Genomic DNA, 24,543 nt, shown 5'->3' on the forward strand with positions numbered 1-24,543 from the left:
GTTCACGTGCGGCTGCCGAAAAACGCCAGCGCGCGCCGCAGTTCCGGCATGTGCTCGGCGTACACCGGCAGCGGTGTGCCGGCCTGCACCGCCGCCCATGCCTGGCACACACTCGTGACGCCTGCTGCCGGGCCATCCGGATGCGCGAGAATACCGCCGCCCGACATGAACAGCAGGTCGGTGGAGCGCACCGCGTCGAAGGTCGCTTGCACGGTGCCGGCCCATTGCCCAGACGAAAACGCGGGCAGCACCGTATCGTCGCAACCCGGGGCAAGCGGCGTCGCGCAGTCGCGCGCCGACTCGATTACTTCGGCGTCGCTCTGCGCGAATTTGCCGGCGAGACCGTGCACATGCATATGATCGACGCCGCTCAAACGCCAGAGCGTCTGATACGCTTGAAACGACATGCCCAGCGCCGGATCGCGCGACATCATGCCGTAGCCGTTACGGTGCGCGTGCAGCACGAGCGGCGTCGCGCGGCGCAGTGTCTGGATCGCGGAAAAGCCGCACCAGTTGATGCTCGCCATCACGCAACTGCCGCCTTCGCGCTCGACCAGTTCCGCGTGACGGCGCATGGCGTCGAGGTCGTCGGTGATATTGAACGCGACCATTACGGGGCGGCCGCTGCGCTCACGGTAGCGGCGCACTTCGGACATCACCGCGCGCACGCGTTCCGCCAGCGGCGCATGCGCGGGGTTCGCGCATACTTCGTCATCCTTGATGAAATCGACGCCTGCTTCGCACAGATCGCGCACCAGTGCCGCCGTTTCCGCCGCGCTCAGGCCGACGTTCGGCTTGATGATCGTGCCGATCATCGGCCTGTCCTTCACCTCCGTCAGCGCGCGCGTGCCGGCCACGCCATGACGCGGCAATTCGAAACGCTTGCGGTACGAAGCCGGCAAGCGCAACGACAGCAGCCGCATGCCGGTCACTTCGCCGAGATCGTACAGATTGCCGGCGACGGTCGCGGCCAGCGTGGGCAGGTTCGCATCGATATTGGCGAGCGGAAACGACAGCGTAATGCGCGCGCGCCGCCACGGCCCTGGCGTGCCTTGACGCTCGAGCCAGGCGTTCGGCAAGCTGGGCCGCGCCGCTGCTTCGAGTTCTTCGACGCGCAACACGCTCGCGCGGCTGCGTGCGCGCAGCGCATCGGATTCGTTGGCGACGCGCACGAAGGTGCCGCTCGATTGCTCGCCGGCCATGACGTCGGCGACGCGTGCGGGATCAAGCGGCGTCTCGATCAGATAGTCGGCCTCGAGCGTGTCGTTATCGACCGCTTGCTGTTGCAGCGTCTCGCTCATAACGTGCCCAGATCGGGGAAACGGCGCACCGGCTCGCGGCCGTCCCAATCGCGCGACGCCGCGTAGATCATGTCGAAGAGCTTGCCTTTCGGCCCGGCGATCTCGGACAACTCGATCACGGTGCCCGGATGATTTTCCGTATCGAAGTACACGAAGCGTCCGTTGCGCCCCACTTCGCCGCTCATGGCGACTTTGAAACCCTGCTCCCGCAGTCGCGCGAGATCCGCGTCGAAAGAAGTGGTCCAGTACGCGTTGTGCTGCAAGCCGGTATGGCCGGCGGCGAGAAAGTCGCGATACATGGACGGCGCGTCGTTGCGTGTCTGAATCAGTTCCACCTGCAGCGGCCCCGAGTTCGCCAACGCCACCGAGTTATGCACCTCGTACGATTGCCCACGGTAGGTGTAGTTCTCGATCGGCACGCGTTCGTTGTAGAACCACGGACCCACGCCGAGCACGCGGCTCCAGTAGTCCATCGCGGCTTCGATATCCCGCACCACGTATCCTGCCTGCCGGATTTCGCCAAAGAAACGACTCATGAAACTCTCCCGATGCTGCGGGGTTGAAAGACGAGCGACGCCCCGGCGCGGCGATGACGCAGCACCCGAAGGTCGAACCTGCTAATGAACTTGAGATATCTGCTTAAAGAAACCCGATCGAAATCCAGGGAATCGCCGCGACCAGAATCAGGCCGACGAGCAATGCGCCCATATAGCCGACAATCGGACGAATGCCCGCATCAGGATTGACCTTGCTGATCGCGCACGCCGAGTAGTAGCCGACCCCGAACGGCGGTGAGAAGAGGCCCACGCCCATCGAAAGAATCACGACGATCGCGTAATGCACTTCATGCACGCCCGCGAGCCGCGCGATGGGAAACAGCAGCGGCCCGAACAGCACAATGGCGGGAATTCCTTCGAGCACGCTGCCGAGCATCACGAACACGACGATCGACACGGCGAGAAAACCGTAAGCGCCGCCGGGCATCGAGCCCATGAACTGCGCGAGGTCCTGCGAAAAGCCGGATTGCGTGAGCGCCCAGGCCATCGCCGTGGCGCAGCCGATGATAAAAAGAATCGCGCCCGACAACGTCGCCGCATCCACCAGCATGCGGCCGAGCCGCCGCCATTCGAAACGGCGATACACCAGCAGACCGATCAGCATCGAGTAAGCGATGCCGATGGTGGAGACCTCTGTCGCCGTTGCCACGCCTTCAACCACGGCCATGCGAATCAGGAACGGCAACGCCAGCGCCGGCAGCGACACGACGAACAGTCGCCCGATCTGCCGCTTGCTGAAGCGCTGCGCGCCGCTCAGATCTTCCTTGCGATAACGCCACCACACCACCACGCACAGAATCAGCGCGAGCACCGCGCCCGGCAGCATGCCCGCAGTGAAGAGCGCGGAGATGGACAACCCCGTCACCGAACCGATCGTGATCAGCACGATGCTCGGTGGAATGGTTTCGCTTTGTGCGCCGGTCGTGGCGAGCAGCGCGACCAGATCGCCTTCGGAAGCGCCGCGTTTTTTCATCTCCGGAAACAACACCGGCGCGATGGCCGCCATGTCCGCGACTTTCGAACCGGAGATGCCCGACACCAGATACATCGCGCCGATCAATACGAACGACAGGCCGCCATGCACATGACCCACAAGGCTCGCGAGAAACTCGATCATCGCGCGCGCCATGCCGGTCATTTCGATCAGCAAGCCGAGGAAGACGAATAGCGGCACCGCGAGCAGCACGAGATGCGACATGCCTTCGTCCATGCGGCCGACCACGACTTCGAGCGGCGTAAAGGTCGAGAGACCGAGATAACCGAACGTAGCGAGCGCAAACGAAAACCCGATGGGCACGCCCGAAAAAATCCCGATCCCCACCACGCCGACGAAAAAGATCACCAGATTGGTTTTGCCGAGCGTCTGAAACCACGGGCCGGCAAACACGGCAACCGCGGCCAATACAGCGGCGATCGCGAGCACGATCAGGACGTCGCGCATGCGGCTCACCTGAGCAAGACGAATCAGGCCGACCAGCAGCATGAGCGCCGCACCGACCGGCAAGGCGAGCGCGCGCCACGCGTTGCTGATCTGCAGAGCGGGCGTCACGATTGCCGCCTCGCCGGACGCATAGTCGTACGCTGGTGCGATCAACAGCGCAAGCAAGCCGATCGATGCCGCGATCGCCAGCGTATCGACGAACGCGCGCCGCTGCGGCGACAGGCGGCTGACCAACGCCGTCATCCGCATATGTTCGCCGCGCCGCAACGCGAGCACGGCGCCGAGCATGGCGAGCCACAGGAACAGAATGCCGGCCAGTTCATCCGACCAGACTAGCGGTTGATGCAGCACATAGCGGCACACCACGCCCGCCAACATCACGACGATTTCCATCGCAAGCAGCGCCGCCGCGCAGACTTCGACGAGCGCGATCAGACCGCGATCGAAACTCCTCAGCCAGCGCCGCGACGTGCTCGCCGCGTGCAATGGCACGCCCGCGTCCGCCGGATTCAATGCGTGATTCGACATCCTGCTGCCTCCTCGCGGCGGCTCGCCGCGCTTCGTCTCAGGCTCACCCGCATGCAGCACGATCAGGCCAGCTTGCCAACCGATTGTTCGAGCAGGTCCCACGCCTGATTGCCAAACTTGCTCTTCCATTCGGCGTAAAAACCCGCCTGACGTAGCGCCGCGCGGAACGTGTCCGGCATGGGACGATTGATCGACAGACCCTTGCTTTGCAGATCCGCGACCGCCGCGTCGTTCAGCTTGCGCACGTCTTCGCGCTGCTTCAACGCCGACTGGTTGAACGCATCGCTGGCAATGCCTTGCAGATCCTTCGGCAAGCGCTGCCACGCGCGCGGATTCAGCACGAACCAGTAGCCGTCCCACATGTGATTGGTGAGCGAGCAGTACTTCTGCACTTCGTAGAGTTTCGCGACCTGCACGATCGGCAGAGGATTTTCCTGCGCGTCGACGATATGCGTTTGCAGCGACGAATAAACTTCGCTGAATTGCAGGCTGGTCGGCGAAGCGCCGAGGCCCTTGAACATATCGATGCTGAGCGGACTCACCGGCACGCGAATCTTCAGACCGCGCATGTTCTGCGCGCTCGTAATGGGACCGTTGCTCGTTGTGGTTTGACGAAAGCCGTTGTCCCACATCTTTTCGAACGATTCGAGGCCGGCCTTCTGCATCGCGGCGCGCACGTAAGCGCCGAGCTTGCCGTCCATCGCGCCCCACACCTGGTTGTAGTCGCTGAACGCAAAGCCCACCGCGTTGATCGCGACCGACGGCGCGAGCGTCGATACCACCAGCGCCGACGGCGTGAACATCTCGATGCCGCCGCTGCGCACCTGCGCGAGCATGTCGGTGTCGCCGCCTAACTGGTTGTTAGGGAATATCCGGATCTCCATGCGCCCTTTCGACGCCTCTTTGATCTGATTGGCCGCTTCCTGCGAGCGCACGTTCAGCGGATGCGTGAGCGGCAGGTTGTTGCCGTACTTGAACACGAACTCCGGGCCGGACGCCGCGCGCACGATCGCCGGAAAGCCCAGCGCGCTGGCTACCGGCACGGCGGCTGCCGCACGCAGCAGGGTGCGTCTCGCGAGGTTGGTCATTTGAGCGTCTCCTTGCTTATAATTGATGTGACTGTTGAATCCATCAAAAACCATCATCGTCCCTCGCTGCGCGCTGATTTATAGTCACCGGTGCCGCGTCGTCGTGTGATAGCTGCAAGACTAGGCGTGCGCGGCTAGCGCTGTCAAACCGCGAACCTGATGTTTTTTGATGGACTTCCGTTCTGCGAAGGAAGGACTGCCATGTCCGATACGCTTCTCCTCACCGCCGCCGCGCGTGCCCGCATTCCCGACATTGCGCGGGCCGCCGGTGTGTCGACCGCCACGGTGGATCGCGTGCTCAATCGCCGTGAAGGCGTGCGCGCCGTGACGGCGCAACGCGTGCTGCAAGCGGCCGCCCAACTCGGCTATCTGCTCACGCCCGAGGCGCCCGTCGTGCCCGCCTCGAAGCCGATGCGCATCGCGTTCCTGCTGCCTGCCGGCACCAATCGCTACTTGCACATGCTCGGCGACTACATCGACTTCGCACACGATCAGTGGAACGCGCTGGACATGAAATGCCGCGTGCACTACGTCGAGAGTTTCAACCCGAAGGAATTGGCCGACCGTCTGTTGCACTACGGACAGCGTGCGGATGGGGTGGTGTTCATGGCGCTCGAACATCCCGTAGTGCGCGACGCCGTGAATGCATTAGCGGATCAGGGCGTGCCGGCCATCACGCTGATTTCTGATTTATCGAATGCGCGGCGACTGGCTTATGTGGGCATCGACAATCGTTCGGCGGGACGCACGGCGGCGTTGCTGCTCGGGCGCTTCATGGGCCCGCGGCCGAACGGAAAGATCGCGATGCTCGCGGGCAGTCTCAACTATCGTGGCCATGAAGAGCGCGAGATCGGTTTTCTGCATTTGATCGAATCGACGTTTCCACAAGTGCGCGTGATCGGATTGCGCGAGGGACACGACGATAGCGAACGAAACTATATGCAAACGCGCAAGCTGTTGGAGCAGCATCCCGACCTTGCCGGCATTTACAACAGTGGCGGCGGATCGGATGGCGTGGCGCGCGCGATCGTCGAAGCGCGCTCAGAGCAGAAGATTCTGTTTGTCGGCCATGGCTTGACGCCTGACACGCGAGCGTTGTTGATCGACGGCACCATGGATGCGTTGATCACGCAAACGCCACAAGCCATGGTGGGAAATTGTCTGCGCATATTCCGCAACGTGCGCGAGAAGCGTGACGCGATGAGCGACGTTAAGCCAGTGCAATTCAGCATTGTTCTGCGGGAGAATCTGCCTTGACGTTGCCGTGGCCATGCCGACGGCTCAGACCACCACGTCAGGCACGCGGGATGCTCAATCAACTTCGTATTCCAACCTCGATACGAAAGGAGATCACATCATGCCTTACCTTCTCGGCTGGCTGCTTGGCGTCCCGTTGATCGTACTGGTCATCCTGTACCTCATCTTCCATTAATCGTTGCTACATACTCGCAAGCGCGGTTGATTGGAGGTTCCGTTCTACCGCGCCGCGGCCCTTCCGGCTACGGCGCGAAAGGCGATGCCAGCGTCCGGGCGTCGCCTTTCGCGTCTGTGCGATGCTCGTTTTGTCGACGTATGGACCCGCGCATCTTTCCGCTTGTACCGCAAGCGATGGCGCGTAAAACTAACCTTTCCTAGTCCGCGCAAATTGCCATTTCTGCACACGTGCGCTCAGCATGCGTACGAGCAAGGAGGGACCGATGGCAAGCAATGAGTACACGCTGTCACACCAGGACGTGGTGAAGGCCGTCATTATTCATCAGGATATTCACGAGGGTTTCTGGACGTTGAACATCCAGTTCGACGTCGCGGCCGGGCACGCTGCGCAACTCCCGGACCCTTGCCTTAACGTGACGATCAAGGGCATTGGCATCATGCGCGCTTCGCCTACTGATCCGTTCGCGATCGACGCCGCTATCGTGAATCCGCCGGGGCCTCAGCATGTGGAGGGAACGGTACGCATCGCGGCGGGTGTCAACGGCACGCAACAAGGCGGCATGCAATTTTGCCGCGACGTCTATCGCAGTGTCGCTGTACAGAGTGCGGCCAAAGCGCCGACCAAACGAGGTTGATTGAGCGGCCGCGCGTCGCTTGCCAATGCACTGCCTCAATCGATGCGGGGCGGGGGTCGGTTGTCGCGCGGACGGTCTTGTTGACAAGCATCGGTCGGGAACATGCATCCACGCCCGGCGAGCGCGTCTTGCGGCGCTGATGACGCCGCAATTCGCCCGCGTGCCGTCCTTCCTGTGAAAGACGGCGAGACACCGGACGGCAGCTTGTGGCCGCGCGAGGCTGCGGGCACGAGGCCCGCGGCCCGGACGGTTGTCCCGGGCATGAATGCACCCTGAAAATATACCGGGACGCCGGCTGGATAGGCTTCTTAAAGCAACAGGCTTCCCGCACGATGTCGGGACGATCTTCCTTTAGAATGCAATTTTCAGGGATAAACTTCCAGTGACGGCCACGACCATCCGAAATCGCCCGCTCGACAACCAGGATCGCAAGATCATGCGCGAGTTGCAAAAAAACGCGCGTCTGAGCAATGCCGAATTGGCGGAACTGGTCGGCATGTCGACCACCGCATGCTGGAATCGCACGCGTCAATTGGAAACCGAGGGATATATCCGCGGCTATGTCGCGCTGCTCGATCAGCAGAAGCTCGGCTTCGCGGACATCGTCCTGCTCGAAGTCACGCTCGACCGTCACGACGACGACGCCCTCGCCCGCTTCGGCGCCGAACTGGCGACGCTAACCGAAGTGCTGGAGGCGTATCTCGTATCGGGCGATTACGATTATCTGGTGAAGGTTGCGGTCGACGGCACGGCGGGCTACGAGCGTTTTTCTGCGTGAGAAGCTCTACAAGATCGCCGGCATCCGTCATAGCCGCTCGATGTTCGCCTTGCGTTGCATGAAGAGCATCCCGTCCGTGCAGGTGTGAAAAGCGTGCAGCGCGCGGGCCTGAATGCGTGGACTCATATTCGGCGCAATGCTTTCTGACACGCCGCCAGCACCGCGCCCGCCGCGAGCAGCAGCGCGGAATAGACCAGCCCGCGTGCGAGACCCGCGCCGTCCGAGACCCAACCGATCACCATCGGCCCGACAATCTGCCCGAACGCAAACACGATCGTGAATGCGCTGATGCCCTTGGCCCAATGACTCGCGGGCAGATTGTGGCGCACGAAAGCCGTGGTCGACGCTACGGCGGAAAGGAATGTCGCGCCGAACAACACACCGGACACGAAAGCCACCCACGGCTGCGTGAACAGCGCGGGCAGCAATGTCGCGATCGCGAGCAAAGTGTTCAGCACCGCGAGCGCCTGGCCGCCGCGCATGCGATCCAGCAATCCCGACCACAGTCGCGCGGAGATCACGGTCGCCACGCCGAGCAACAGATAGAAGCACGTGACAACAGCCGCGCTCATGCCCGCATTGCGCAGCAGCGCGACGATAAACGTCATGTAGCCGATATAACCGACGCCAAACAGCGTGTAGCCCGCCAGCGCCAGACTGAATCGCGGCCAGCGGGGTGCATCGGCGGCGGCGTGTGATTGCGTGGCCGACGATGCCATCGCGTGCACGCGTTCGATTTTTCGCGCCGCGCCGACGGCCACCGCCGCGAGCGCCGCACACGCGAGCGCGAGTGCGAACCACGCGAACTGCCAGCCGTGCGGGACGTTGAAAATAGTCAGCGGCACCAGCAGCGACGACGCCACAATGCCCCACCCCGTGCCGCCGTAATACAAGCCGAGGACGAGGCCCGCATCGTGCGGTCTCGCCGATGCAAGCCGCGCCGCCAACACGCCGCCGCTGATAAAGATCGCCGCGCTGCTCACGCCGGTGATCACGCGCAAGGTGAGCAGCGCGTTCGTGTCGGCAAGCAGACCGCTGCCTGCCATCAGCAGCGCCGTCGCCACGCAACCGCCGCCGAACAATGCACCAGCCGACCAGCGGCGCGCAAGGCGCGGGAAAGCCAGCGCGCCGAGCAGATAGCCCAACGCGTTGGCCGTATTCATCGCGCCCGCTTGCGCGAAACTCCAGCCGAGGTCGAGTTTCATCGGCGGCAACAGCAACGCGTACGCGAAGCGGGCGAGGCCGAGCGCGATCGCGCTGCCCAGCGATAGAGACGCGGCGAGCATCAGCGTGGGGAGTCGTTGCGCTGCTTCGGTCGCCTCAGAAGTCGATGCGGCGTCGAGTGTTTTTATCGGCATGGGCGAGCGAAAGTGGGCAAGGAGGCTACGAGCCGCTTTTGCCAGAAGGGCTGAATTCGGCACTTCGTCATCATATCCGCGGACGCCGGGCGCGGTTGACCGTTAGTTGCGTCAACGGCTTACCGCTTTGGCTGGAGACACCGTTCCCGTATGGCGCGGAGCATCGGACAGACGCGAAACCCGACCAAGAAACCATTTTCTAAATGCGAATGATTTGCATTTACGTGAAAATTAGCTCATTATTCCGCCCATACCATCCGCCGAACCCGAAATCATGACGACGCTAGACATCAGCCGCCCCGAAACCGAAAGCCCGCGCCCAGCGGTGGCAACGCCTGCCACTGGCGCCGGCCCGCATGCTTCGGCGGCGCTCGACGTTCTGCTGTCGCGTCAATCGCAATGGCCGCTGACCGAGCCCGGCCCGGCGGACGCCGAACTCGACCTGATTTTCGACGCTGCCTTGCGCGCACCCGATCACGGCAATCTGCGTCCCTGGCGCTTCGTGACGATTCGCGGCGATGCGCGCGGCTCACTCGGCGACGTACTGGTCGACCTCGCCAACGCCCGCTCACCGGACGAGCCGCGTTCGGCGCATGCGCATCGCCGGCAGAAAGCATTCGCGGCGCCGCTGGTGATCGCGCTCGGCGCGGCGATCTCGGCGCATCCCAAGGTGCCCGAGATCGAGCAGCTGCTGGCTGCCGGCGCGGCGGCAATGAACATGCTCAACGCGATCCACGCGCTCGGCTACGGCGGCTTCTGGTCCACGGGACCGGACAGTTACGAAGCACGCCTGCACGACGCGCTGGGTTTCGCTGCGAACGAGCGGCTGCTCGGCTTCCTCTTTGTCGGTACACCGAAAACACTGGGGCAAGCACCGGTGCGTGCGGCGCGCAGCGCGCACGTGCGCGAATGGCAGCCGGCGCAACCTCCGCGGTAACCGCGACCAACGCATAAGCACCCGACGCAGGCTCTGCGTCATCGCCCATTCGTCGCACGCGACAAGCGCTGGCCTGCGACGCGGCACCCGTCCCGTCCGGGCAGCGCGATTCATTGGACCGTGTCCATCCAGGAGCATCGATGAACTTTCGCTCTCAGCACAGCAGCCGTCCGGAACTGATCGACGATCATCCGACCGACACCGCCAACGCGCCCGACCGCACCGTCCTGAGCGCCGTGCGCACATGGCTGCGGCCCGCTTGCGAAACGGCGCGCGGCGGCGTGCATTGGCGCGACGTTCTCAGCGGCGTCGGTCTGCGGCAGGACGGCATCGAACACTTCGATCTGCTGATGCGTTCGCTGATGCACGTGTCGTATCGTCCGCTCGATATGCGCTGCCGTTGCGCAAGCGACCTCGGCAAGGACGAAGCCGTGATTCTGCAAACCATCGCGTTGCTGCAAAAAACGCATAGCGGCGCAGCCTTGCGCCTGCTGAACGAATGGCTTCCCGCGCCCGCGGTGAGTGGCGTCCTGAAGCTGATTCGCTGGTTCGCCATCGACCTGCTCGACGCCGGCGTCGAACTCGACGTGCAAGCACGGCGCGTCACCTACATGCATTGAGGAAGCAGGCCTATGTCATTGGAACTGGACCAGGCTTGCCCGGCGACTTCGCCTGAGCGCGGCAGCCGCGAGTCGCGCGAAGTCGCAGCTGAACGCAGCGCCGGCGAATCTGCCGTGCAGCCCGCCAGCGTCGCACCTCCCGCCGCAGCCTTCCTGTGCCATCCGCTGACGCGCAGCTATCCGTACAACGTCGCCGCGCCACGCGCAGGCGAACTGCATCTTTGGCGATTCCGCTGCGAATGGCTGCCGGTGCCGGTGCAGGAAGGCGATACCTGGTTGTCGAAGAGCGAACGCGAGCGCGCGCGGCTGCATCCGAACGCCGCGTTGCGCAAACGCTTTATCAGCGCGCGCGTGGTGGTGCGCTGGATCGTCGGGAATCTGTTCGACTGCGAGCCGAACGCAGTGGATCTGCGAGACGACGGCAACGAGAAGTTGCAGGCGCGTCATCCTCGCGACGGCCGCAGTATCACGATCGATATCGCGTACGGCGGCATCTGGATCGTGATCGGCGTTGCATCGGCGACGCTGGGATTGAGCGTCGTCGTGCCCTCGCCCGGCGCGGCGCCCGACGAAACGCCGGAAGCCTCGCGGCGGCGCGCTCGCTACGGCAGTCTGTGCAATGCTTTGCGTTACGCGCCCGTCGACATCGATATCGAACTGCTGTTCAGCCACACCGCAACCGGTGCGTTCAATCTCGCAGAACATGGCCGTTGGCATGTGCTCGATATCCCGATGGCCGGCAAGATTCGCGCGGCGGTCGCGCTTGCGCAGCCGGCCACGCAGCCGCTCACCCACGTGCATACGTTCGGCTGGCCGAAGGCTTTGGCGTTCGGGCAGGCCAACGATTAGGGCGCTCAGTTTCTTTACGCTTGCCGCAATGTGGTCACCGACCACGCCACGCACGCTGCGTAGGCGGCCGGTGGGGCGAGCCAGTGTGCGGCGACACCGCGCATATCCGCGGGAATCTGTTCGCGCAGCGTCACGCAGGCGCTTTCACGCGGCAGCACTCTCAGATGCTGCAACCCGCGCGTTAGGCCTACGCCCGTCGTTTTAACGAGCGCTTCCTTGGCGACCCACGCGTCGTAAAACGCAGCGCTCTGCTGTCCCGCGTCGAGACGTGCGATCCACGCGGCCTCTTCCTCGTCGAGCGTCAAGGCCGCGATCGAACGCCAATCGAATTTGTCGCTGCGCTGCTCGATATCCACGCCGACGCGCCGAACCGGCGACATCGCGATCAGCCCGTGCGCGCCCGCATGCGATACATTGAAATCGAAGCGGTCCGAATCCGCGAGATGAGGGCGGTGATTGGCGTCGAGCGCAAAACGCACGGCGTGCGCCGCGATGTCGAGCCGCCGCGCGAGCTCTTCACGCAGCACGGCGCGCACGCTGGCGAAGCGCAACGCGTCTTCATGGCGGCGAAAGTGATGAGCGCGGGTGCGTTCGTCGTCGCTGAGGGAGGCGAAGGCAGGTGCGTCGAGCGACGCAGTGAAGTCGATGTCGATCCGCCACAATGCAATGTCGGGCGGGCCGTCGTGAGGCAGAGGAACAGGGTCGATGGAATGCATGGTTCGGACGTGATGGGTGCAATCGCGGACGCATAGCCGCGACTCTACCCGATATAACGTCCGAAGCCTTCGATCTTCAGCGACGCTTCATGTCTTCGACGTATCGCTGACATGGCCCATCAAGTGACAAAGGGTGGGGTGACACCCAAGACGCTGCGGCGCGTTCCTCACACAGCTCGCGAACTGTCGCGACCAGAATGCATCATTCGACGATGCCGTCTCAGAACCACTCGAGATTTTTTCGCGGCATGCTGCAAGCGTCGCGGCCAACGCTTTCGCGCTCAAAGGATGCGCGTAATTTACCGTTGGATAGTCGCCGAATAACTGCGATAACGGCGAATCTTCGACTGCCGCCAATTCTTTGACCGCGAGTTGCGTGGCTATCTGCAGCACTTCGCACTCGACTTCGGAAAAAAAGGCTTCAGGCACGTCCAGACCGGGCGCGTAATGGTTGATCCAGAGCAACGCCGATTCGGCAAACAGCGCTGGAGAAAGCCATTTTCCGTCGACTTTCATCGACGCCAACTCCTGAACGACAAGGTCGCTTATCAAAAACAATTTCATCTCGTGTCTCTTTCCAGCCGAACGCGGGAAATTTCCCACCGGCAACGCACGAGGACATGGTGCGCCGGCACGAAACAATGTGGCCCACCGGAACGTCACACCCTATGCATCCTAGCTCAACAAGCCAGCTAGTATGAGGCAGAGCACCAGCCGCTTTGCTAAGAAGAATCCGATAGTCGGAAAGAAAAAAGTGAGAGAAGTCACGGGTTATCAACCGCGAGTTTTAGAGGAAACGCGTGCAACAAATCGTTACTATCGACGTCTCCCGACATCCGCCTTACGCGAGGATAATTTTTTGGTCGCGCGAGTTGCTTAAGCGGCCCGCGGCTGCGTTTCACCATTTCGGGCCGGCATGTCAGTTGCGCCCTCGCGGGCATGCCGTAGCGCTTCGAGCAGCGTGGCGTGATCGCCGATATGGTTGGCGAGCAGCAGGATTAATTGAGCATTGGCCGACTGGCTCTGCGCATCGTCCAGATCGCGATGCATATCGATCAATGCCTCGTAGAAATCATCGGGGCGGCCGAGATTCGGTTGCGTGTTGAGTGTCATGTTTGTCTCCAGCCATTTTTTTCGTTGATGCCACGAGCGGCCTTCGTCACCCGTTCAAGCGGTACCTTCGACGCACAACGCGCGTTTCAACGCATTCCCGACATCACCCGCATCGAGTTGCCGCCAACGCGCGCAAACATGCTGGTCCGGACGGATCAGATAGAACGTGCCGGGCTTTGCGTCGTAGCGTGAGTGAGCCAGCCCTTCGGTATCGTGTACGAGTTGCGCGCCCGTAGACGCAACGGTCTGCGGATCGCCACACGTCACCACGACGAGCTTCAACAAAATCGGTCCCGCACGCAACGTGTCCAACGCGGCCTGAATCGACTGATCGATTCCTTGTTCGCCGCAGAACAGCACGCCGGTGAATTGCTGGCCGAGTTGCTGCAGCAGCCATGCCGGTTGTGCCGCGACTCGCACCGGTGCATCGACGCACGGCGCCCCCGGCACCATCGCCCCTTCAAACTCGTCACAGTCCGCTGTATTCAGCGGAGAATCACGCAACACCGCCGGCACGGACAACCGGCCGCTATTGGCCAACTGCCGCGCAAACGGATGACGCCGCGAGAGCTTCAGCACCGCATCGCGGAACACGCGGCTGACAGGAGTCTTCGGCGTAATGAAATCGGTGGAGCGCGTGGAGTTGCGGATGTTTTCATCAGCGGCGTATTCGCGTTCGCTTGCATAGGTGTCGAGCAAGGCGTCCGCGGCTTTGCCTTCGAGCACCATCGCCAGTTTCCATGCGAGGTTTTCCGCGTCCTGCACGCCGCTATTCGCACCCCGCGCGCCGAACGGTGACACGCCATGCGCTGAGTCGCCGGCGAACAGCACGTTGCCGTGCCGGAAGCGCTCCATGCGCAAACACGAAAACGTGTACACGCTGACCCATTCCAGCTCGAACTTCGCGTCAGGCCCGAGCAACGCGCGCACGCGCGGGATGACGCGCTCCGGTGTTTTTTCCAGCACCGGATCGGCGTCCCAGCCTAACTGGAAATCGATTCGCCACACGTTATCCGGCTGACGATGCAGCAGCACCGATTGATTCGGATGAAACGGCGGATCGAACCAGAACCAGCGTTCAGTCGGAAATTCTGCTTCCATCTTGACGTCGGCGATCAGGAAACGATCTTTGAACGTCACACCTTTGCTGTCGAGTCCCATCAAATTGCGGATCGGGCTGCGCGAGCCGTCGGCGGCGACCACGTAGCGGCCGCGCAATGCGTACTCGCCATCGGGCGTGTCGACTGTCAGCGTCACGCCGGCGTCGCGCGTGCCGGGCGCACCATCTTGCCGCACGCCGACCACTTTGCTTTTCCAGCGGATCTCGAGGTTCGGCATCTCCTGCGCGCGTTCGAGCAGGAAACCTTCAACGTAGTATTGCTGCAGGTTGATGAACGCGGGCCGGTTGTGGCCCGCTTCCGGTTGCAGATTGAACGTGTACACCAACTCGTCTTTCAGGAACACCTTGCCGACATTCCAGCTGACGCCCTTGTCCACCATCCGCTGACCACACCCCAGGCGATCGAAAATATCGAGCGAACGCTTCGAAAAGCAGATCGCGCGCGATCCCGTGGACAACGAACAATCGTCGTCGACCAGCACGACCGGCACGCCCTGCTGCGCGAGATCGATCGCGGTGGCGAGACCCACCGGGCCCGCGCCGACCACAATCACCGGATAGGCCGCCTGGTTCGCGCCGCCCTGTGCGCTCTGCTCACGGCACGGCCGGTATTCGAACGACAGCGTCTGGTAGTTGATGCTCATCTTGTGTCTCCGTCCTTCTCCGCTTTGCCTCGTCTTGCTGTGCGTCTGTTCTTATCAGGCTTGCAGTGCGTCCCACATTTCCTTGTCGCGCTGCGCGGTCCAGATGCGCGGATGCGTGATACCGCTTGCTTCATCGAAAGCGCGCGACACGTCGAACGGCAGACAGTGCTCGTAGATGAAAACGTGACCGAACTTCGGGTCCATGGCCTTGCGCGTGTGTTCCATCGCGGCCTTCAGATCGAGCTTCTGTTCGACGGCTTCACGGCCTTGTTGCAGCAGCGTGGTGACGAAATCTTTCGTGTAGTCCAGACCTTTTTCGACATCTTCCGGCGTGGTCAGCGCGGGGCCGCGGCCCGGCACGAGTTTGTCGGCCTTCAGCGCGCGCAATGCCTCGAGCGTGGCCGGCCATTGTTCGAGCTGCGCGTCGCCGCAATAGCAGGCCGCGTCGTATTCGACCAGATCGCCGGAGAACAGCACCTTCTGCGACGGCAGCCACACTACCGTATCGCCCTTCGTATGACCCGCGCCGAGATGCGCGATGCGCACTTCGAGCTTGCCGAGGAACAGCGTGATTTCCTTTTCGAACACGAGCGTGGGCCACGTCAGGCCCGGCACCGTTTCGACACCGGCGAACAGACGCGGGAAGCGTTCAATTTCCGACTTCATGTCCGCTTCGCCGCGCTCGACGATCATCTCGTACGTGCCGCGGCTCGCGATCACCTCCTGCGCGCCTTCCTCGAAATACGCCGATGCACCGAGCACGCGCACCGCGTGGTAATGCGACAGCACGACATATTTGATCGGCTTATCCGTGACACTGCGAATCTTCGCGATGAGGTCTTGCGCCATGGCCGGCGTGGCGGTGGTGTCGACGATCAGCACGCCGTCGTCGCCGATGATCACGCCCGAGTTCGGATCGCCCTCGGCGGTGTACGCGTAGGCGTTCTCGGACAGCTTGGTCCACGTGACTTTCTTGACTTCCAGATCGGCCTGGGATGCGAATGCCTTTGCCATGCTTGTCTCCCTCAAAAATTGGACGTGAGGCGAGACGGCCGGCTGCGCGAAGGCCGCGCGGGCTGACGGTATTGCAGGATTGTCTCGCCCCGTTTCTTGACTCTATAACTGCGCCGGTATGTCGGGGTGAATGCATATTAGGACGGCGTCCGATTATTTGTCAATAGCGAAATGTATCGCTATACGCAAATCTTGCGAAGCCTAAGATGAGGACTGGAAGGCACAGGCCTTCGGTTAACATGGACCCTTTTTCACGGACGAGCGCGGGTGTGAGCAAAGCAGCGAAATCGGCCACGGGCAAAGGCGCGGGCGGCAGTGAGACGGCGGACGGCGGCAAGACGCAGCGCGGCATTCAGAGCGTCGAAGTGGGCGGCCGCGTGTTGCTGGCGCTGGCGCAGGCGCGCACGCCGCTCGCTCTCTCCGACCTCGCCGGCGCGGCGCAGATCGCGCCGGGGCAGGCGCACGCCTACCTGGTGAGCTTGAGCCGGCTGGGTTTGATCAAGCGCGACGAACTGTCGGGCCGTTACGAGCCCGGCCCGCTGTCGTTGCGGCTCGGTTTGCTGCATCTGGAAAACCAGCCGGCATTTCGCGCCGCAGTGCCGCGCGTGACCGCGTTGGCCGAAGCGGTCGGCTTCAGCGTCGCGATCTGTATTGCCGGGCCGCAAGGGCCGACTATCGTTCGCTATGAACATGCGGGCTTTCCGTTGCACGTCAATTTGCATGTGGGCACGGTGATGTCGCTGCCGGCTACGTCGACGGGGCGGGTGTTTTGCGCTTATTCGCGACGCGAGGTGCTTGACGCAATGTGGGCGAATCAATCGGGCGCGATCGGCAATGCCATGACGCAGCCCGACGAAAGCGCCGTCTTTGAAGCCACGCTGGACGCGATCCGCGCGCGCGGGCTGGAGTGCAGCGTGGATGTGCCGAGTCCGGGCATCAGCAGCCTGAGCGCGCCCGTGCTGGATGCCGACGGCCGCTTGGCGCTGGCGCTGACGGTGATCGGCTCGACCGGCGCGATCGACGTCGCCGCCGACGGTCCGATCGCGCGTGCACTGCTTGCGACGGCGCGCGACATCGGCGCTGAACTGGCTATCGCCCCTTCCTTGCTGGCTTCTTCCGCATCGTGACCGATTCGCTCGACACTTCTCAAGCTTATTCCTCCGCTGATGCGAAACCGCAGCGCGGCATCCAGTCGCTCGATAGCACGGGCGAATTGTTGGCGGCGCTGGTCGCGGCGGCGCGGCCGTTGAACCTGCGCGATCTTGCGGGCGCGGCGGGCATGCCGCCGGCAAAGGCGTTTCCGCATCTGGTGAGCCTGCTGAAAATCGGCTTGCTCAATCGCGATGCATCGGGCTGTTTCGAAGCCGGGCCGCTCGCGCTGGAGTTGGGTTTGATCGGCTTGCAGCGCTTGTCGCCGACGCGTGAAGCGGAGCCCGAGGTGGTCGAACTGGCGACGTCGACGGGCATGAGCGTCGCGATGGCCGTGCTCGGTCCGCTCGGGCCGACCGTCGTGCGTCTGGAGGAATCGGCGCGGCCGCTGCATGTGAGCCTGCGTGTCGGCACGGTGATGTCGCTGGCGAATACGGCGATCGGCCGCGTGTTCGCCGCCTATGTCGCGGACGATGTGCGCGCGGGTTTGCTGGTGCAGGATCATCTGCGGTTGGCGGGCGCGGACGCGGCGGAGGTTTTTGCAGGAAAGCCTGTGCCTGCGAGCAGAGGTAAAGCGGCGAGCGGCACGGACACGGCGTCGGCATTGCCGCCACTAACGCAAGCGTACGCGCAGCGTCTTGCGCAAATCCGCGCGGATGGGATCGATACGGCGCTCAGCCGGCCTGTCCCGGGCATTGATACGCTCGCCGCGCCGGTGCTGGATCATACGGGCAGCATCTGCCTCGTTCTTGCGTTGATGGGCCCGAGCGGCAGCTTCGACAGTGAATTGGCGGGTGGTCCGGCGCAGACTTTGCGCGCCGCGACCTCGAGGTTGTCGCGGCGGTTTGGATGGATGGCATAGCCCCGCGGCCTCTCAATCCCCCGCCGCCTCCGGCTCATGCGACGCCAGCCTCGCCTTCGCGTGCCGCATCTTCTCGAGCGTCTTCGGCCCGGCCTTGAGCGCGACGCCGATCGCCAGCGCGTCCATGATGCAAAGATGCACGAGCCGCGACACGCCCGGCGTGTTCGGATCGATCGGGCTCGGCACGCGCAGCAGTAGCGGTATATCCACTAGCCACGCCAACCGCGAGCCGACATTGGTCAGCGCGATCGTAGTCGCGCCACGCTCCTTGGCAATCTGGATGCTCTCGTTGACTTCGACACTGCGGCCCGAATGCGAAATCGCGAAAGCCACATCGCCGGGCTCCATCAGGCCTGCGTAAAGACGCTGCAAATGCCCATCCGTAAACGCCGTGGATGCAATATCGAGCCGCAGAAACCGCAGCGCCGCATCTTGCGCGACGAGCCCCGAGCCTGAACCCACACCGAAGAAAAACACCCGCCGCGCGCTCGACAACGCCGCGATCGCACTCTCGACCACCGCCGGATCCAGCGCGCCACGCGCATGGGTGATGCCGTCGACCGCCGCCTCGCCCACCTTGTCCATGAGCGTCTGCACGTCGTCGTCGCGCGCCACCGCCGTGGATGCATACGGCAGCCCGCCCGCCACGCTCTGCGCCAGTTGCATCTTGAAGTCGCGCAGACCATGCGCGCCGATGGCGCGGCAAAAGCGCGTGACGGAAGGCTCGGACACCTCGGCGCGCTGTGCGAGTTCGGTAATGCTCGCTCGCATCGCGAAGTCGACGTCGCTCAGCACCATCTCGGCGACCTTGCGCTCGGCGGGCCGCAAATTGGCGAGTGCGCTGCGGATGTGGGGAATCAAGTTCGGTGCGGACACCCGGTGTTCCTTCAAAGCGCCCCCAGACCTGTCGCTTCGCGCCAGGCCCCCGATGGGGTGAGAAAACCTGGGGCGGCCCGGCGCATTCTCATGCGTTAAATAAATCCGCGTCGCGTCGCAGCGTCAGTGCGCCTGAGGCAAGCTCGTATCGGCCTCAAACGGCAACACGCGGTTCAGACCAGCCTGCGTCCACTCTCCGTATCGAACAGATGAATATGCTCGGCCGGCAAGCGCAGCGTGACGCGCTGGCCGGGCTCGATTTTCGAGCGCTGACGTGTCGTCACGCACCACGTGCTGCCGCCTATTTTCCCGTACAAGTGAGTCTCCGCGCCAGTCGGCTCGACCACTTCGACTTCCATCGTCGCGTCGGGCGCAGGAGTCATGGTTTCGATGTGTTCCGGCCGCACGCCGAGCGTGACCTTCGCGCCGATCACCGCCGAAGCGGGCGCACCTTCCAGCACGATCTCGCCGCCATCCGTGAGATTCAACGCGAGGCCCTGCCCTTGCGCGCGGCTCGCGATCACGCCTTCGGCAAAGTTCATCGACGGCGAGCCGAGAAAGCTCGCCACGAACAGATTCGCCGGATGGTCGTACAGTTCCAGCGGCCGGCCGATCTGCTCGATGCGCCCCGCGTTCATGACGACGATGCGGTCCGCCATCGTCATGGCTTCGATCTGATCGTGCGTGACGTAGATCACCGTGTTCTTCAGCCGCTGATGCAGCGCCTTGATTTCGGTGCGCATCTGCACGCGCAGTTTGGCGTCGAGATTGGATAGCGGTTCGTCGAACAGGAACAGCGACGGCTCGCGCACCACCGCGCGGCCCATCGCCACGCGTTGCCGTTGGCCACCCGAGAGCGCGCGCGGCAAGCGGTCCAGATAGCCGCCGAGGTTCAGCATCTTCGCCGCGGCCTCGATCCGAGGCTTGAAACTCGCCGACGACTCCTTGCGAATCCGCGGCCCGAACGCGATGTTTTCGTAGACGGACAGATGCGGATACAGCGCGTAGCTCTGGAACACCATCGAGATATTGCGCTGCTGCGGCGCGAGACTGTTCGCGCGCGTGCCGCCGATCAGCAGATCGCCGCCGCTGATTTCCTCGAGCCCGGCCACCATGCGCATCAACGTGCTCTTGCCGCAGCCCGACGGGCCGACCAGCACGACGAACTCGCCGTCGTCGATGTCGAGATCGATGCCGTGCACCACCTGCGTGTCGCCATAGCGTTTGAAGATGCCGCTCAGTTGCACTGCTGCCATGCTGTCCTCATCGTCTTGCCTGGTTGACTCGATCTCGTGCTGCTTGCAATGCCGCTGCGGGCGGGTCAGAGCGACTCGAGTGTCAGTTCTTCCGCCATCAAACGGTTGCCGGCCATCAGGCCGCCGTCGACCGGCAGCGCGACGCCGGTAATCACGCGCGCCATCGGCGAGGCCAGAAACAGCACCGCGTCGGCGATGTCGTCAGGCGTCGCGAAGTCGCGCAACGGGTACCACTTCTTCAGATCCTCGAAGACCTGCGGATTCTTGTCGACGCGCGCCTGCCAAGCCTGCGTCTTTACCGTGCCCGGACACACGATGTTCGCGCGAATGCCGTAGCGGCCGAGTTCGAGCGCGAGCGCTTTCGTGTAACTGATGAGCCCGGCCTTCGCCGCGCTGTACGCCGGATGACCGAGCGCGGCCATGCCGTTCACCGAGCCGATCAGCACCAGCGCGCCTCGCTGCCGCTCGATCATCGACGCGCGCACCGCTTCAACCGCGTGATACGTGCCGTTCAGATTTAGATGAATGTCGCGCTGCCAGCTCGCGACGTCGGTCGTGGCAAGCGTCAGACCTTCGGCGGCGCCCGCGTTGGCGACCAGCACATCCACCGGACCGCGCAGTTCGACCGCAGCGGCCACCGCTTGCTGCACTGCGGCGGCGTCGCCGAGATCGACGGCGATCGGCGTGACGTGCGCCTCGCCGAGTTGCGCGCCCAACGCCTGCAGCGCGGCGGCGTCGATGTCGAGCGCCAGAACCGTATCGCCCTGCTCCACGAAGCGCTTGCACAACACGCTGCCGATGCCGCCGCAAGCGCCCGTTACCAACACCACACGATTCATTGTCCGCCTCGCTGTTCGACCACGCCATCAGCCCGGATTAGCGTGTAAATTTCCTACAAATCCATACGCGATACAGTTGTCTAGTCATCCCGAAGATTGGGTATCCGTGACATCGCGTTGTGCAGAATATCCCTGCTTTACAGCATCTTATGCACAAAACCAGCCGGGAAAAAATATGGCAGACCCTACGTGACAAGCAATTTTGCGTCATGTAGGATTTTTACAAACAATTCAACCCGAAGCGGCCGGCGACGGCAGCAAACCATCCAGGAGAGAGAGAAATGTCGTTGCATGCCCGTGCTTCCCTCGCGCTAGGCAAAGTTGCCGTGGCGCTCGCGTTTGCAGGTATCGCCGTCGCGGCTCACGCCGACACGGTTCGCGTGACCGTCGCACACTACAGCGACGCGACCGCGCCGTACTTCGAAAAAATGGCCCGCAACTTCGAGAAGGCCAATCCCGGCACGACCATCAAGATCGAAGACGTGAACTGGGACACGCTGCAGCAGAAACTGCAGACAGACATTTCCGGCAACGCCAACGCCGATCTCGCGATCGTCGGCACGCGCTGGCTGCTCGACTTCGTGAAGGACGACGTCGCCGAGCCGCTCGACGGCTACATGGACGCGAACTTCAAAAGCCGCTTCATCGGCCCATTCCTCGCACCGGGTGAGATCAACGGCAAGGTGTACGGCCTGCCGATCGCCGCGTCCGCGCGTGGGCTGTACTACAACAAAGACCTGCTCGCCAAGGTCGGCTATCCCGACGGCCCGAAGACCTGGAACGACGTGATCGAAGCGTCGAAGAAACTGAAGGCGCAGGGCATTGCCGGCTTTGGTCTGCAAGGCAAGGAAATCGAAACCGACGTCTACTATTACTACGCCCTGTGGACCAACGGCGGCGACGTGGTCGGCAAGGACGGCAAGGCTGCCTTCAATTCGCCGGCCGGCATCAAGGCAGCCACGCTGTACAAGACGATGATCGACCAGGGCCTGACGCAACCGGGCGTGACCGGCTATAGCCGTGAAGACGTGCAGAACCTGTTCAAGCAAGGCCGCGTTGCGATGATGATCTCCGCACCGTTCCTCGCCAAACAGATCAAGAAGGAAGCGCCGAACCTGAAGTACGGCATCGATCCGATTCCGATGGGCACGACGCACGCTACGTACGCCGTGACCGACTCGATCGTGATGTTCAAGAACTCGAAGGTGAAGAAGTCGGCGTGGAAGTTCCTCGACTATCTGTTCACGAAGGAACCGCGCGTGGAGTTCACCACGACCGAAGGCTTCCTGCCGACCACCAAGGCTGAGGCGACCGACCCGGCGTTCAACGATCCCGACACCAAGGCCTTCGTCGCGCTGCTGCCGACCGCTCACTTTGCGCCGACCGTGACCGGCTGGGAAGACACCGCGAAGGCCGTGACCGACGCAATGCAGTCGATTTATTTGGGCAAGGCGAAGCCGGCCGACGCATTGAACGCGGCGGCCGCCCAAGCGAACAAGTCGCTTGGCAAGTAATCGCGCTGTCTCGTAACGATCTGCTGAACCCGGAACGCGCACCGTCATTGCAAAGGCGGTGCGCGTTTCGGTCGTAATGCACTATCCGGCCCATCCCGTCGCGCCCGCCCCTTGATGCGGACGCGTCTTACGATCGAGCACGCATGAGCCGCTCCGCTTCTTCGCGCCTGCAAGCGCCCTGGTTGCTGATAGCGCCGAGCCTGGTACTGGCGCTCTTCATCATCAGCTATCCGATTTTCAACATCGTGTGGCAATCGCTGCACGAGGTCTCACGCTTCGGTGCCATTCGCGAGTTCACTGGTCTGCAGAATTTCTACACGATCTTTGGCGATCCCGCGTTTCTTGCGGCAGCCAGGCGGACCATTGTCTGGACCATCTGCGTGGTGGGTGGCACGGTGCTGATCTCCGTGCCCGTTGCGCTCGTGCTGAACCAGGATTTCTATGGGCGCGGCGTGGCGCGTACGATCGTGATGCTGCCGTGGTCCGTCTCGCTGACCATGACCGCCGTGGTCTGGCGCTGGGCCTTCAACGACGACTACGGCATGGTCAACGTCACGTTGCAGAGGCTCGGCCTGATCAGCGGACCGATTCATTGGCTGGCCACGCCGGAACTCGCGTTTCCGGTCGAAATCGCGGTCGGCATTCTGGTGTCGGTTCCGTTTACCGTGACGATTCTGCTGGGCGGCTTGTCTTCGGTGCCCGGCGATATTTACGAAGCCGCACGCATGGACGGCGCAAGCGCCTGGCAGCAGTTCCGCAAACTCACCATGCCGCTGTTGCGGCCGTTCATCAACATGACGATTCTGTTGAACGTGATCTACGTGTTCAACTCGTTTCCGATCATCTGGGTGATGACGCAGGGCGGCCCCGACAACAGCACGCACATTCTCGTCACGTATCTTTATGAGCTCGGCTTCCGGCTCGGGCGTCCCGGCGAAGCCGCGGCGGTGTCGCTGATCATGCTCGTCATGCTGTTCATTTTCTCGATCGCCTATCTGCGCCTGCAGCCCGCGAAAGAAGGGGATCCGTCATGAGTCTCAGCGTCAAGATGAAGCGCACGCTGTGGTGCTGGCTCGCGTTGTCGCCACTGATCGTAGTGGTGCTGTTTCCGTTTGCCGTCATGCTGTTCACCGCGTTGAAGCCGGCTTCCGAGATTTTTGTGTATCCGGCGCGCTGGCTGCCCGTGCATTGGCAGTGGAGCAATTTCTCCGATATGTGGGTGGCGGCCAATTTCGGCGTGGCGCTGCGCAACAGCACGGTGATCAGCTTGCTGTCGACCGCGCTTGCATTGGCCGTCAGCTTGCCCGCGGCCTACGCCCTGGCGAGATTCCCGTTTCGCGGACGCGGGCTCTACCGTCAGTTTCTGCTCGTCACACAGATGCTGTCGCCGATTCTGCTGGTGGTCGGCCTGTTCCGGCTGGCAGCGATGATTCCCTACGGCGACGGGAACCTGGTCGATTCCAAGATCGGCGTGATCGTGTCCTACGCTGCATTCAATATCGCGTTTGCCGTGTGGATGCTGTCTTCGTACTTTCAGACGGTGCCGCGGGATCTGGAAGAATCGGCGTGGCTCGAAGGATGCGGACGGACCAAGGCGGTCTTCAAAGTGTTCCTGCCGCTCGCGGTGCCCGCGATCGTCGTCACCGCGATCTTCACGTTCATCAACGCGTGGAACGAGTTTGCCGTGGTCTACACCTTGATCCGCTCACCTGAGAACAAAACGCTGACCGTGCAGGTGACCGACATGGTTGCCGGGAAATACGTGGTCCAGTGGCATCTGGTGATGGCCGCTACACTCTGCGCGACGTTGCCGGTCTCTGTGGTGTTCGCGTGGTTGCAGAGGTATCTGGTGAAGGGGCTCGCGCTAGGGGCCGTGAAATAGATGTTGGGGCGAGCGCACAACTGCATGAGCAG

General features: G+C 62.8%; 23 protein-coding genes and 1 pseudogene. 11 read left to right on the forward strand and 13 right to left on the reverse strand.

Annotated features, from left to right (window positions below; genetic code table 11):
- Positions 1 to 2 precede the first annotated feature (2 nt).
- From B0G71_RS30145 to B0G71_RS30160, 4 genes are all read right to left on the reverse strand, one after another.
- On the reverse strand, positions 3 to 1,301 hold the full coding sequence (locus B0G71_RS30145; protein ID WP_116146364.1) for a ribulose-bisphosphate carboxylase large subunit family protein: 1,299 nt from the start codon (positions 1,299 to 1,301) through the stop codon (positions 3 to 5).
- Positions 1,298 to 1,837, reverse strand: coding sequence for a VOC family protein (locus tag B0G71_RS30150; protein ID WP_116146365.1), 540 nt, complete (start codon positions 1,835 to 1,837; stop codon positions 1,298 to 1,300). Before B0G71_RS30150 ends, B0G71_RS30145 begins: the two co-directional genes overlap by 4 nt.
- 103 nt (positions 1,838 to 1,940) lie before the next feature.
- On the reverse strand, positions 1,941 to 3,827 hold the full coding sequence (locus B0G71_RS30155) for a TRAP transporter large permease subunit (protein ID WP_116146367.1): 1,887 nt from the start codon (positions 3,825 to 3,827) through the stop codon (positions 1,941 to 1,943).
- A gap of 62 nt (positions 3,828 to 3,889) precedes the next feature.
- The gene (locus B0G71_RS30160; protein ID WP_116146368.1) at positions 3,890 to 4,915 is read right to left on the reverse strand and encodes a TRAP transporter substrate-binding protein; all 1,026 of its coding nucleotides are present in this window, start codon (positions 4,913 to 4,915) and stop codon (positions 3,890 to 3,892) included.
- 201 nt (positions 4,916 to 5,116) lie between these two features.
- Between B0G71_RS30160 and B0G71_RS30165 the strand changes: the two genes are divergently transcribed.
- From B0G71_RS30165 to B0G71_RS30175, 3 genes and pseudogenes are all read left to right on the forward strand, one after another.
- Complete coding sequence (locus B0G71_RS30165) at positions 5,117 to 6,172, forward strand: LacI family DNA-binding transcriptional regulator (protein WP_116146370.1); 1,056 nt, start codon at positions 5,117 to 5,119, stop codon at positions 6,170 to 6,172.
- 440 nt (positions 6,173 to 6,612) lie between these two features.
- Positions 6,613 to 6,984, forward strand: coding sequence for a hypothetical protein (locus B0G71_RS30170; RefSeq protein ID WP_116146371.1), 372 nt, complete (start codon positions 6,613 to 6,615; stop codon positions 6,982 to 6,984).
- 436 nt (positions 6,985 to 7,420) lie between these two features.
- Positions 7,421 to 7,850, forward strand: a pseudogene (locus B0G71_RS30175) (Lrp/AsnC family transcriptional regulator).
- A gap of 34 nt (positions 7,851 to 7,884) precedes the next feature.
- On the opposite strand, the gene B0G71_RS30180 reads toward B0G71_RS30175, so the two are convergent.
- Positions 7,885 to 9,120, reverse strand: coding sequence for a YbfB/YjiJ family MFS transporter (locus B0G71_RS30180; protein ID WP_116146373.1), 1,236 nt, complete (start codon positions 9,118 to 9,120; stop codon positions 7,885 to 7,887).
- A 274-nt stretch (positions 9,121 to 9,394) separates the two neighbouring features.
- Between B0G71_RS30180 and B0G71_RS30185 the strand changes: the two genes are divergently transcribed.
- The 3 genes from B0G71_RS30185 to B0G71_RS30195 all read left to right on the forward strand — a co-directional run bounded on the left by B0G71_RS30185 (position 9,395) and on the right by B0G71_RS30195 (position 11,526).
- Positions 9,395 to 10,057, forward strand: a complete 663-nt coding sequence (locus tag B0G71_RS30185; RefSeq protein ID WP_116146374.1) for a nitroreductase — start codon at positions 9,395 to 9,397, stop codon at positions 10,055 to 10,057.
- Positions 10,058 to 10,197: 140 nt separating this feature from the next.
- The gene (locus B0G71_RS30190) at positions 10,198 to 10,677 is read left to right on the forward strand and encodes a hypothetical protein (RefSeq protein WP_116122927.1); all 480 of its coding nucleotides are present in this window, start codon (positions 10,198 to 10,200) and stop codon (positions 10,675 to 10,677) included.
- Positions 10,678 to 10,689: 12 nt separating this feature from the next.
- Positions 10,690 to 11,526, forward strand: coding sequence for a hypothetical protein (locus B0G71_RS30195; protein ID WP_116146375.1), 837 nt, complete (start codon positions 10,690 to 10,692; stop codon positions 11,524 to 11,526).
- 14 nt (positions 11,527 to 11,540) lie between these two features.
- On the opposite strand, the gene B0G71_RS30200 is transcribed toward B0G71_RS30195, so the two are convergent.
- The 5 genes from B0G71_RS30200 to B0G71_RS30220 all read right to left on the reverse strand — a co-directional run bounded on the left by B0G71_RS30200 (position 11,541) and on the right by B0G71_RS30220 (position 16,133).
- On the reverse strand, positions 11,541 to 12,242 hold the full coding sequence (locus B0G71_RS30200; RefSeq protein ID WP_116146377.1) for a 4'-phosphopantetheinyl transferase superfamily protein: 702 nt from the start codon (positions 12,240 to 12,242) through the stop codon (positions 11,541 to 11,543).
- Positions 12,243 to 12,329: 87 nt separating this feature from the next.
- Positions 12,330 to 12,806: a hypothetical protein gene (locus B0G71_RS30205; RefSeq protein WP_116146379.1), complete on the reverse strand. Its 477-nt coding sequence runs from the start codon at positions 12,804 to 12,806 to the stop codon at positions 12,330 to 12,332.
- Positions 12,807 to 13,118: 312 nt separating this feature from the next.
- A complete protein-coding gene (locus B0G71_RS30210; protein WP_116146380.1) occupies positions 13,119 to 13,355 on the reverse strand; it encodes a DUF2783 domain-containing protein in 237 nt (78 codons plus the stop codon).
- A 54-nt stretch (positions 13,356 to 13,409) separates the two neighbouring features.
- A complete protein-coding gene (locus B0G71_RS30215; RefSeq protein ID WP_116146382.1) occupies positions 13,410 to 15,119 on the reverse strand; it encodes an FAD-dependent oxidoreductase in 1,710 nt (569 codons plus the stop codon).
- Between the two features lie 54 nt (positions 15,120 to 15,173).
- Positions 15,174 to 16,133: an MBL fold metallo-hydrolase gene (locus B0G71_RS30220; RefSeq protein WP_116146383.1), complete on the reverse strand. Its 960-nt coding sequence runs from the start codon at positions 16,131 to 16,133 to the stop codon at positions 15,174 to 15,176.
- Between the two features lie 239 nt (positions 16,134 to 16,372).
- Here B0G71_RS30220 and B0G71_RS30225 point away from each other — a divergent pair, with 239 nt between their 5' ends.
- Positions 16,373 to 17,260: an IclR family transcriptional regulator gene (locus B0G71_RS30225; RefSeq protein WP_116146385.1), complete on the forward strand. Its 888-nt coding sequence runs from the start codon at positions 16,373 to 16,375 to the stop codon at positions 17,258 to 17,260.
- On the forward strand, positions 17,257 to 18,144 hold the full coding sequence (locus B0G71_RS30230; RefSeq protein WP_116146386.1) for an IclR family transcriptional regulator: 888 nt from the start codon (positions 17,257 to 17,259) through the stop codon (positions 18,142 to 18,144). The genes B0G71_RS30225 and B0G71_RS30230 overlap by 4 nt, the downstream gene beginning before the upstream one ends.
- A gap of 12 nt (positions 18,145 to 18,156) precedes the next feature.
- On the opposite strand, the gene B0G71_RS30235 is transcribed toward B0G71_RS30230, so the two are convergent.
- The 3 genes from B0G71_RS30235 to B0G71_RS30245 form a co-directional block, all read right to left on the reverse strand.
- The gene (locus tag B0G71_RS30235) at positions 18,157 to 19,020 is read right to left on the reverse strand and encodes a MurR/RpiR family transcriptional regulator (RefSeq protein WP_012428992.1); all 864 of its coding nucleotides are present in this window, start codon (positions 19,018 to 19,020) and stop codon (positions 18,157 to 18,159) included.
- Between the two features lie 173 nt (positions 19,021 to 19,193).
- Positions 19,194 to 20,276: an ABC transporter ATP-binding protein gene (locus tag B0G71_RS30240; protein WP_116146388.1), complete on the reverse strand. Its 1,083-nt coding sequence runs from the start codon at positions 20,274 to 20,276 to the stop codon at positions 19,194 to 19,196.
- A 65-nt stretch (positions 20,277 to 20,341) separates the two neighbouring features.
- Positions 20,342 to 21,115 carry an SDR family oxidoreductase gene (locus B0G71_RS30245; RefSeq protein WP_116146389.1) on the reverse strand — a complete coding sequence of 258 codons (774 nt, stop codon included), beginning with the start codon at positions 21,113 to 21,115 and terminating at the stop codon, positions 20,342 to 20,344.
- A gap of 281 nt (positions 21,116 to 21,396) precedes the next feature.
- Here B0G71_RS30245 and B0G71_RS30250 point away from each other — a divergent pair, with 281 nt between their 5' ends.
- The 3 genes from B0G71_RS30250 (at position 21,397) to B0G71_RS30260 (ending at position 24,511) form a co-directional block, all read left to right on the forward strand.
- Positions 21,397 to 22,629: an ABC transporter substrate-binding protein gene (locus B0G71_RS30250; protein WP_012428989.1), complete on the forward strand. Its 1,233-nt coding sequence runs from the start codon at positions 21,397 to 21,399 to the stop codon at positions 22,627 to 22,629.
- A 143-nt stretch (positions 22,630 to 22,772) separates the two neighbouring features.
- Positions 22,773 to 23,663 (forward strand): carbohydrate ABC transporter permease, encoded by an 891-nt coding sequence (locus B0G71_RS30255; RefSeq protein ID WP_116146391.1) that lies wholly within the window; start codon positions 22,773 to 22,775, stop codon positions 23,661 to 23,663.
- Entirely contained in the window at positions 23,660 to 24,511 is an 852-nt protein-coding gene (locus B0G71_RS30260) for a carbohydrate ABC transporter permease (protein WP_106278890.1), read from the forward strand. The genes B0G71_RS30255 and B0G71_RS30260 overlap by 4 nt, the downstream gene beginning before the upstream one ends.
- The last annotated feature ends 32 nt before the right edge of the window (positions 24,512 to 24,543 follow it).

Source organism: Paraburkholderia sp. BL27I4N3 (assembly GCF_003386115.1).
In the GTDB taxonomy this organism is placed as follows: domain Bacteria; phylum Pseudomonadota; class Gammaproteobacteria; order Burkholderiales; family Burkholderiaceae; genus Paraburkholderia.

Excerpts from the sequence above, each read along its gene's own strand:
- B0G71_RS30165 (WP_116146370.1), top strand. The coding sequence starts at position 5,117 with ATGTCCGATACGCTTCTCCTCACCGCCGCCGCGCGTGCCCGCATTCCC.
- B0G71_RS30155 (WP_116146367.1), bottom strand. The coding sequence starts at position 3,827 with ATGTCGAATCACGCATTGAATCCGGCGGACGCGGGCGTGCCATTGCAC.
- B0G71_RS30150 (WP_116146365.1), bottom strand. The coding sequence starts at position 1,837 with ATGAGTCGTTTCTTTGGCGAAATCCGGCAGGCAGGATACGTGGTGCGG.
- B0G71_RS30245 (WP_116146389.1), bottom strand. The coding sequence starts at position 21,115 with ATGAATCGTGTGGTGTTGGTAACGGGCGCTTGCGGCGGCATCGGCAGC.
- B0G71_RS30240 (WP_116146388.1), bottom strand. The coding sequence starts at position 20,276 with ATGGCAGCAGTGCAACTGAGCGGCATCTTCAAACGCTATGGCGACACG.
- B0G71_RS30215 (WP_116146382.1), bottom strand. The coding sequence starts at position 15,119 with ATGAGCATCAACTACCAGACGCTGTCGTTCGAATACCGGCCGTGCCGT.
- B0G71_RS30200 (WP_116146377.1), bottom strand. The coding sequence starts at position 12,242 with ATGCATTCCATCGACCCTGTTCCTCTGCCTCACGACGGCCCGCCCGAC.
- B0G71_RS30225 (WP_116146385.1), top strand. The coding sequence starts at position 16,373 with ATGGACCCTTTTTCACGGACGAGCGCGGGTGTGAGCAAAGCAGCGAAA.
- B0G71_RS30185 (WP_116146374.1), top strand. The coding sequence starts at position 9,395 with ATGACGACGCTAGACATCAGCCGCCCCGAAACCGAAAGCCCGCGCCCA.
- B0G71_RS30190 (WP_116122927.1), top strand. The coding sequence starts at position 10,198 with ATGAACTTTCGCTCTCAGCACAGCAGCCGTCCGGAACTGATCGACGAT.
- B0G71_RS30180 (WP_116146373.1), bottom strand. The coding sequence starts at position 9,120 with ATGCCGATAAAAACACTCGACGCCGCATCGACTTCTGAGGCGACCGAA.
- B0G71_RS30210 (WP_116146380.1), bottom strand. The coding sequence starts at position 13,355 with ATGACACTCAACACGCAACCGAATCTCGGCCGCCCCGATGATTTCTAC.
- B0G71_RS30160 (WP_116146368.1), bottom strand. The coding sequence starts at position 4,915 with ATGACCAACCTCGCGAGACGCACCCTGCTGCGTGCGGCAGCCGCCGTG.
- B0G71_RS30250 (WP_012428989.1), top strand. The coding sequence starts at position 21,397 with ATGTCGTTGCATGCCCGTGCTTCCCTCGCGCTAGGCAAAGTTGCCGTG.
- B0G71_RS30255 (WP_116146391.1), top strand. The coding sequence starts at position 22,773 with ATGAGCCGCTCCGCTTCTTCGCGCCTGCAAGCGCCCTGGTTGCTGATA.
- B0G71_RS30260 (WP_106278890.1), top strand. The coding sequence starts at position 23,660 with ATGAGTCTCAGCGTCAAGATGAAGCGCACGCTGTGGTGCTGGCTCGCG.
- B0G71_RS30205 (WP_116146379.1), bottom strand. The coding sequence starts at position 12,806 with ATGAAATTGTTTTTGATAAGCGACCTTGTCGTTCAGGAGTTGGCGTCG.
- B0G71_RS30220 (WP_116146383.1), bottom strand. The coding sequence starts at position 16,133 with ATGGCAAAGGCATTCGCATCCCAGGCCGATCTGGAAGTCAAGAAAGTC.
- B0G71_RS30170 (WP_116146371.1), top strand. The coding sequence starts at position 6,613 with ATGGCAAGCAATGAGTACACGCTGTCACACCAGGACGTGGTGAAGGCC.
- B0G71_RS30145 (WP_116146364.1), bottom strand. The coding sequence starts at position 1,301 with ATGAGCGAGACGCTGCAACAGCAAGCGGTCGATAACGACACGCTCGAG.
- B0G71_RS30195 (WP_116146375.1), top strand. The coding sequence starts at position 10,690 with ATGTCATTGGAACTGGACCAGGCTTGCCCGGCGACTTCGCCTGAGCGC.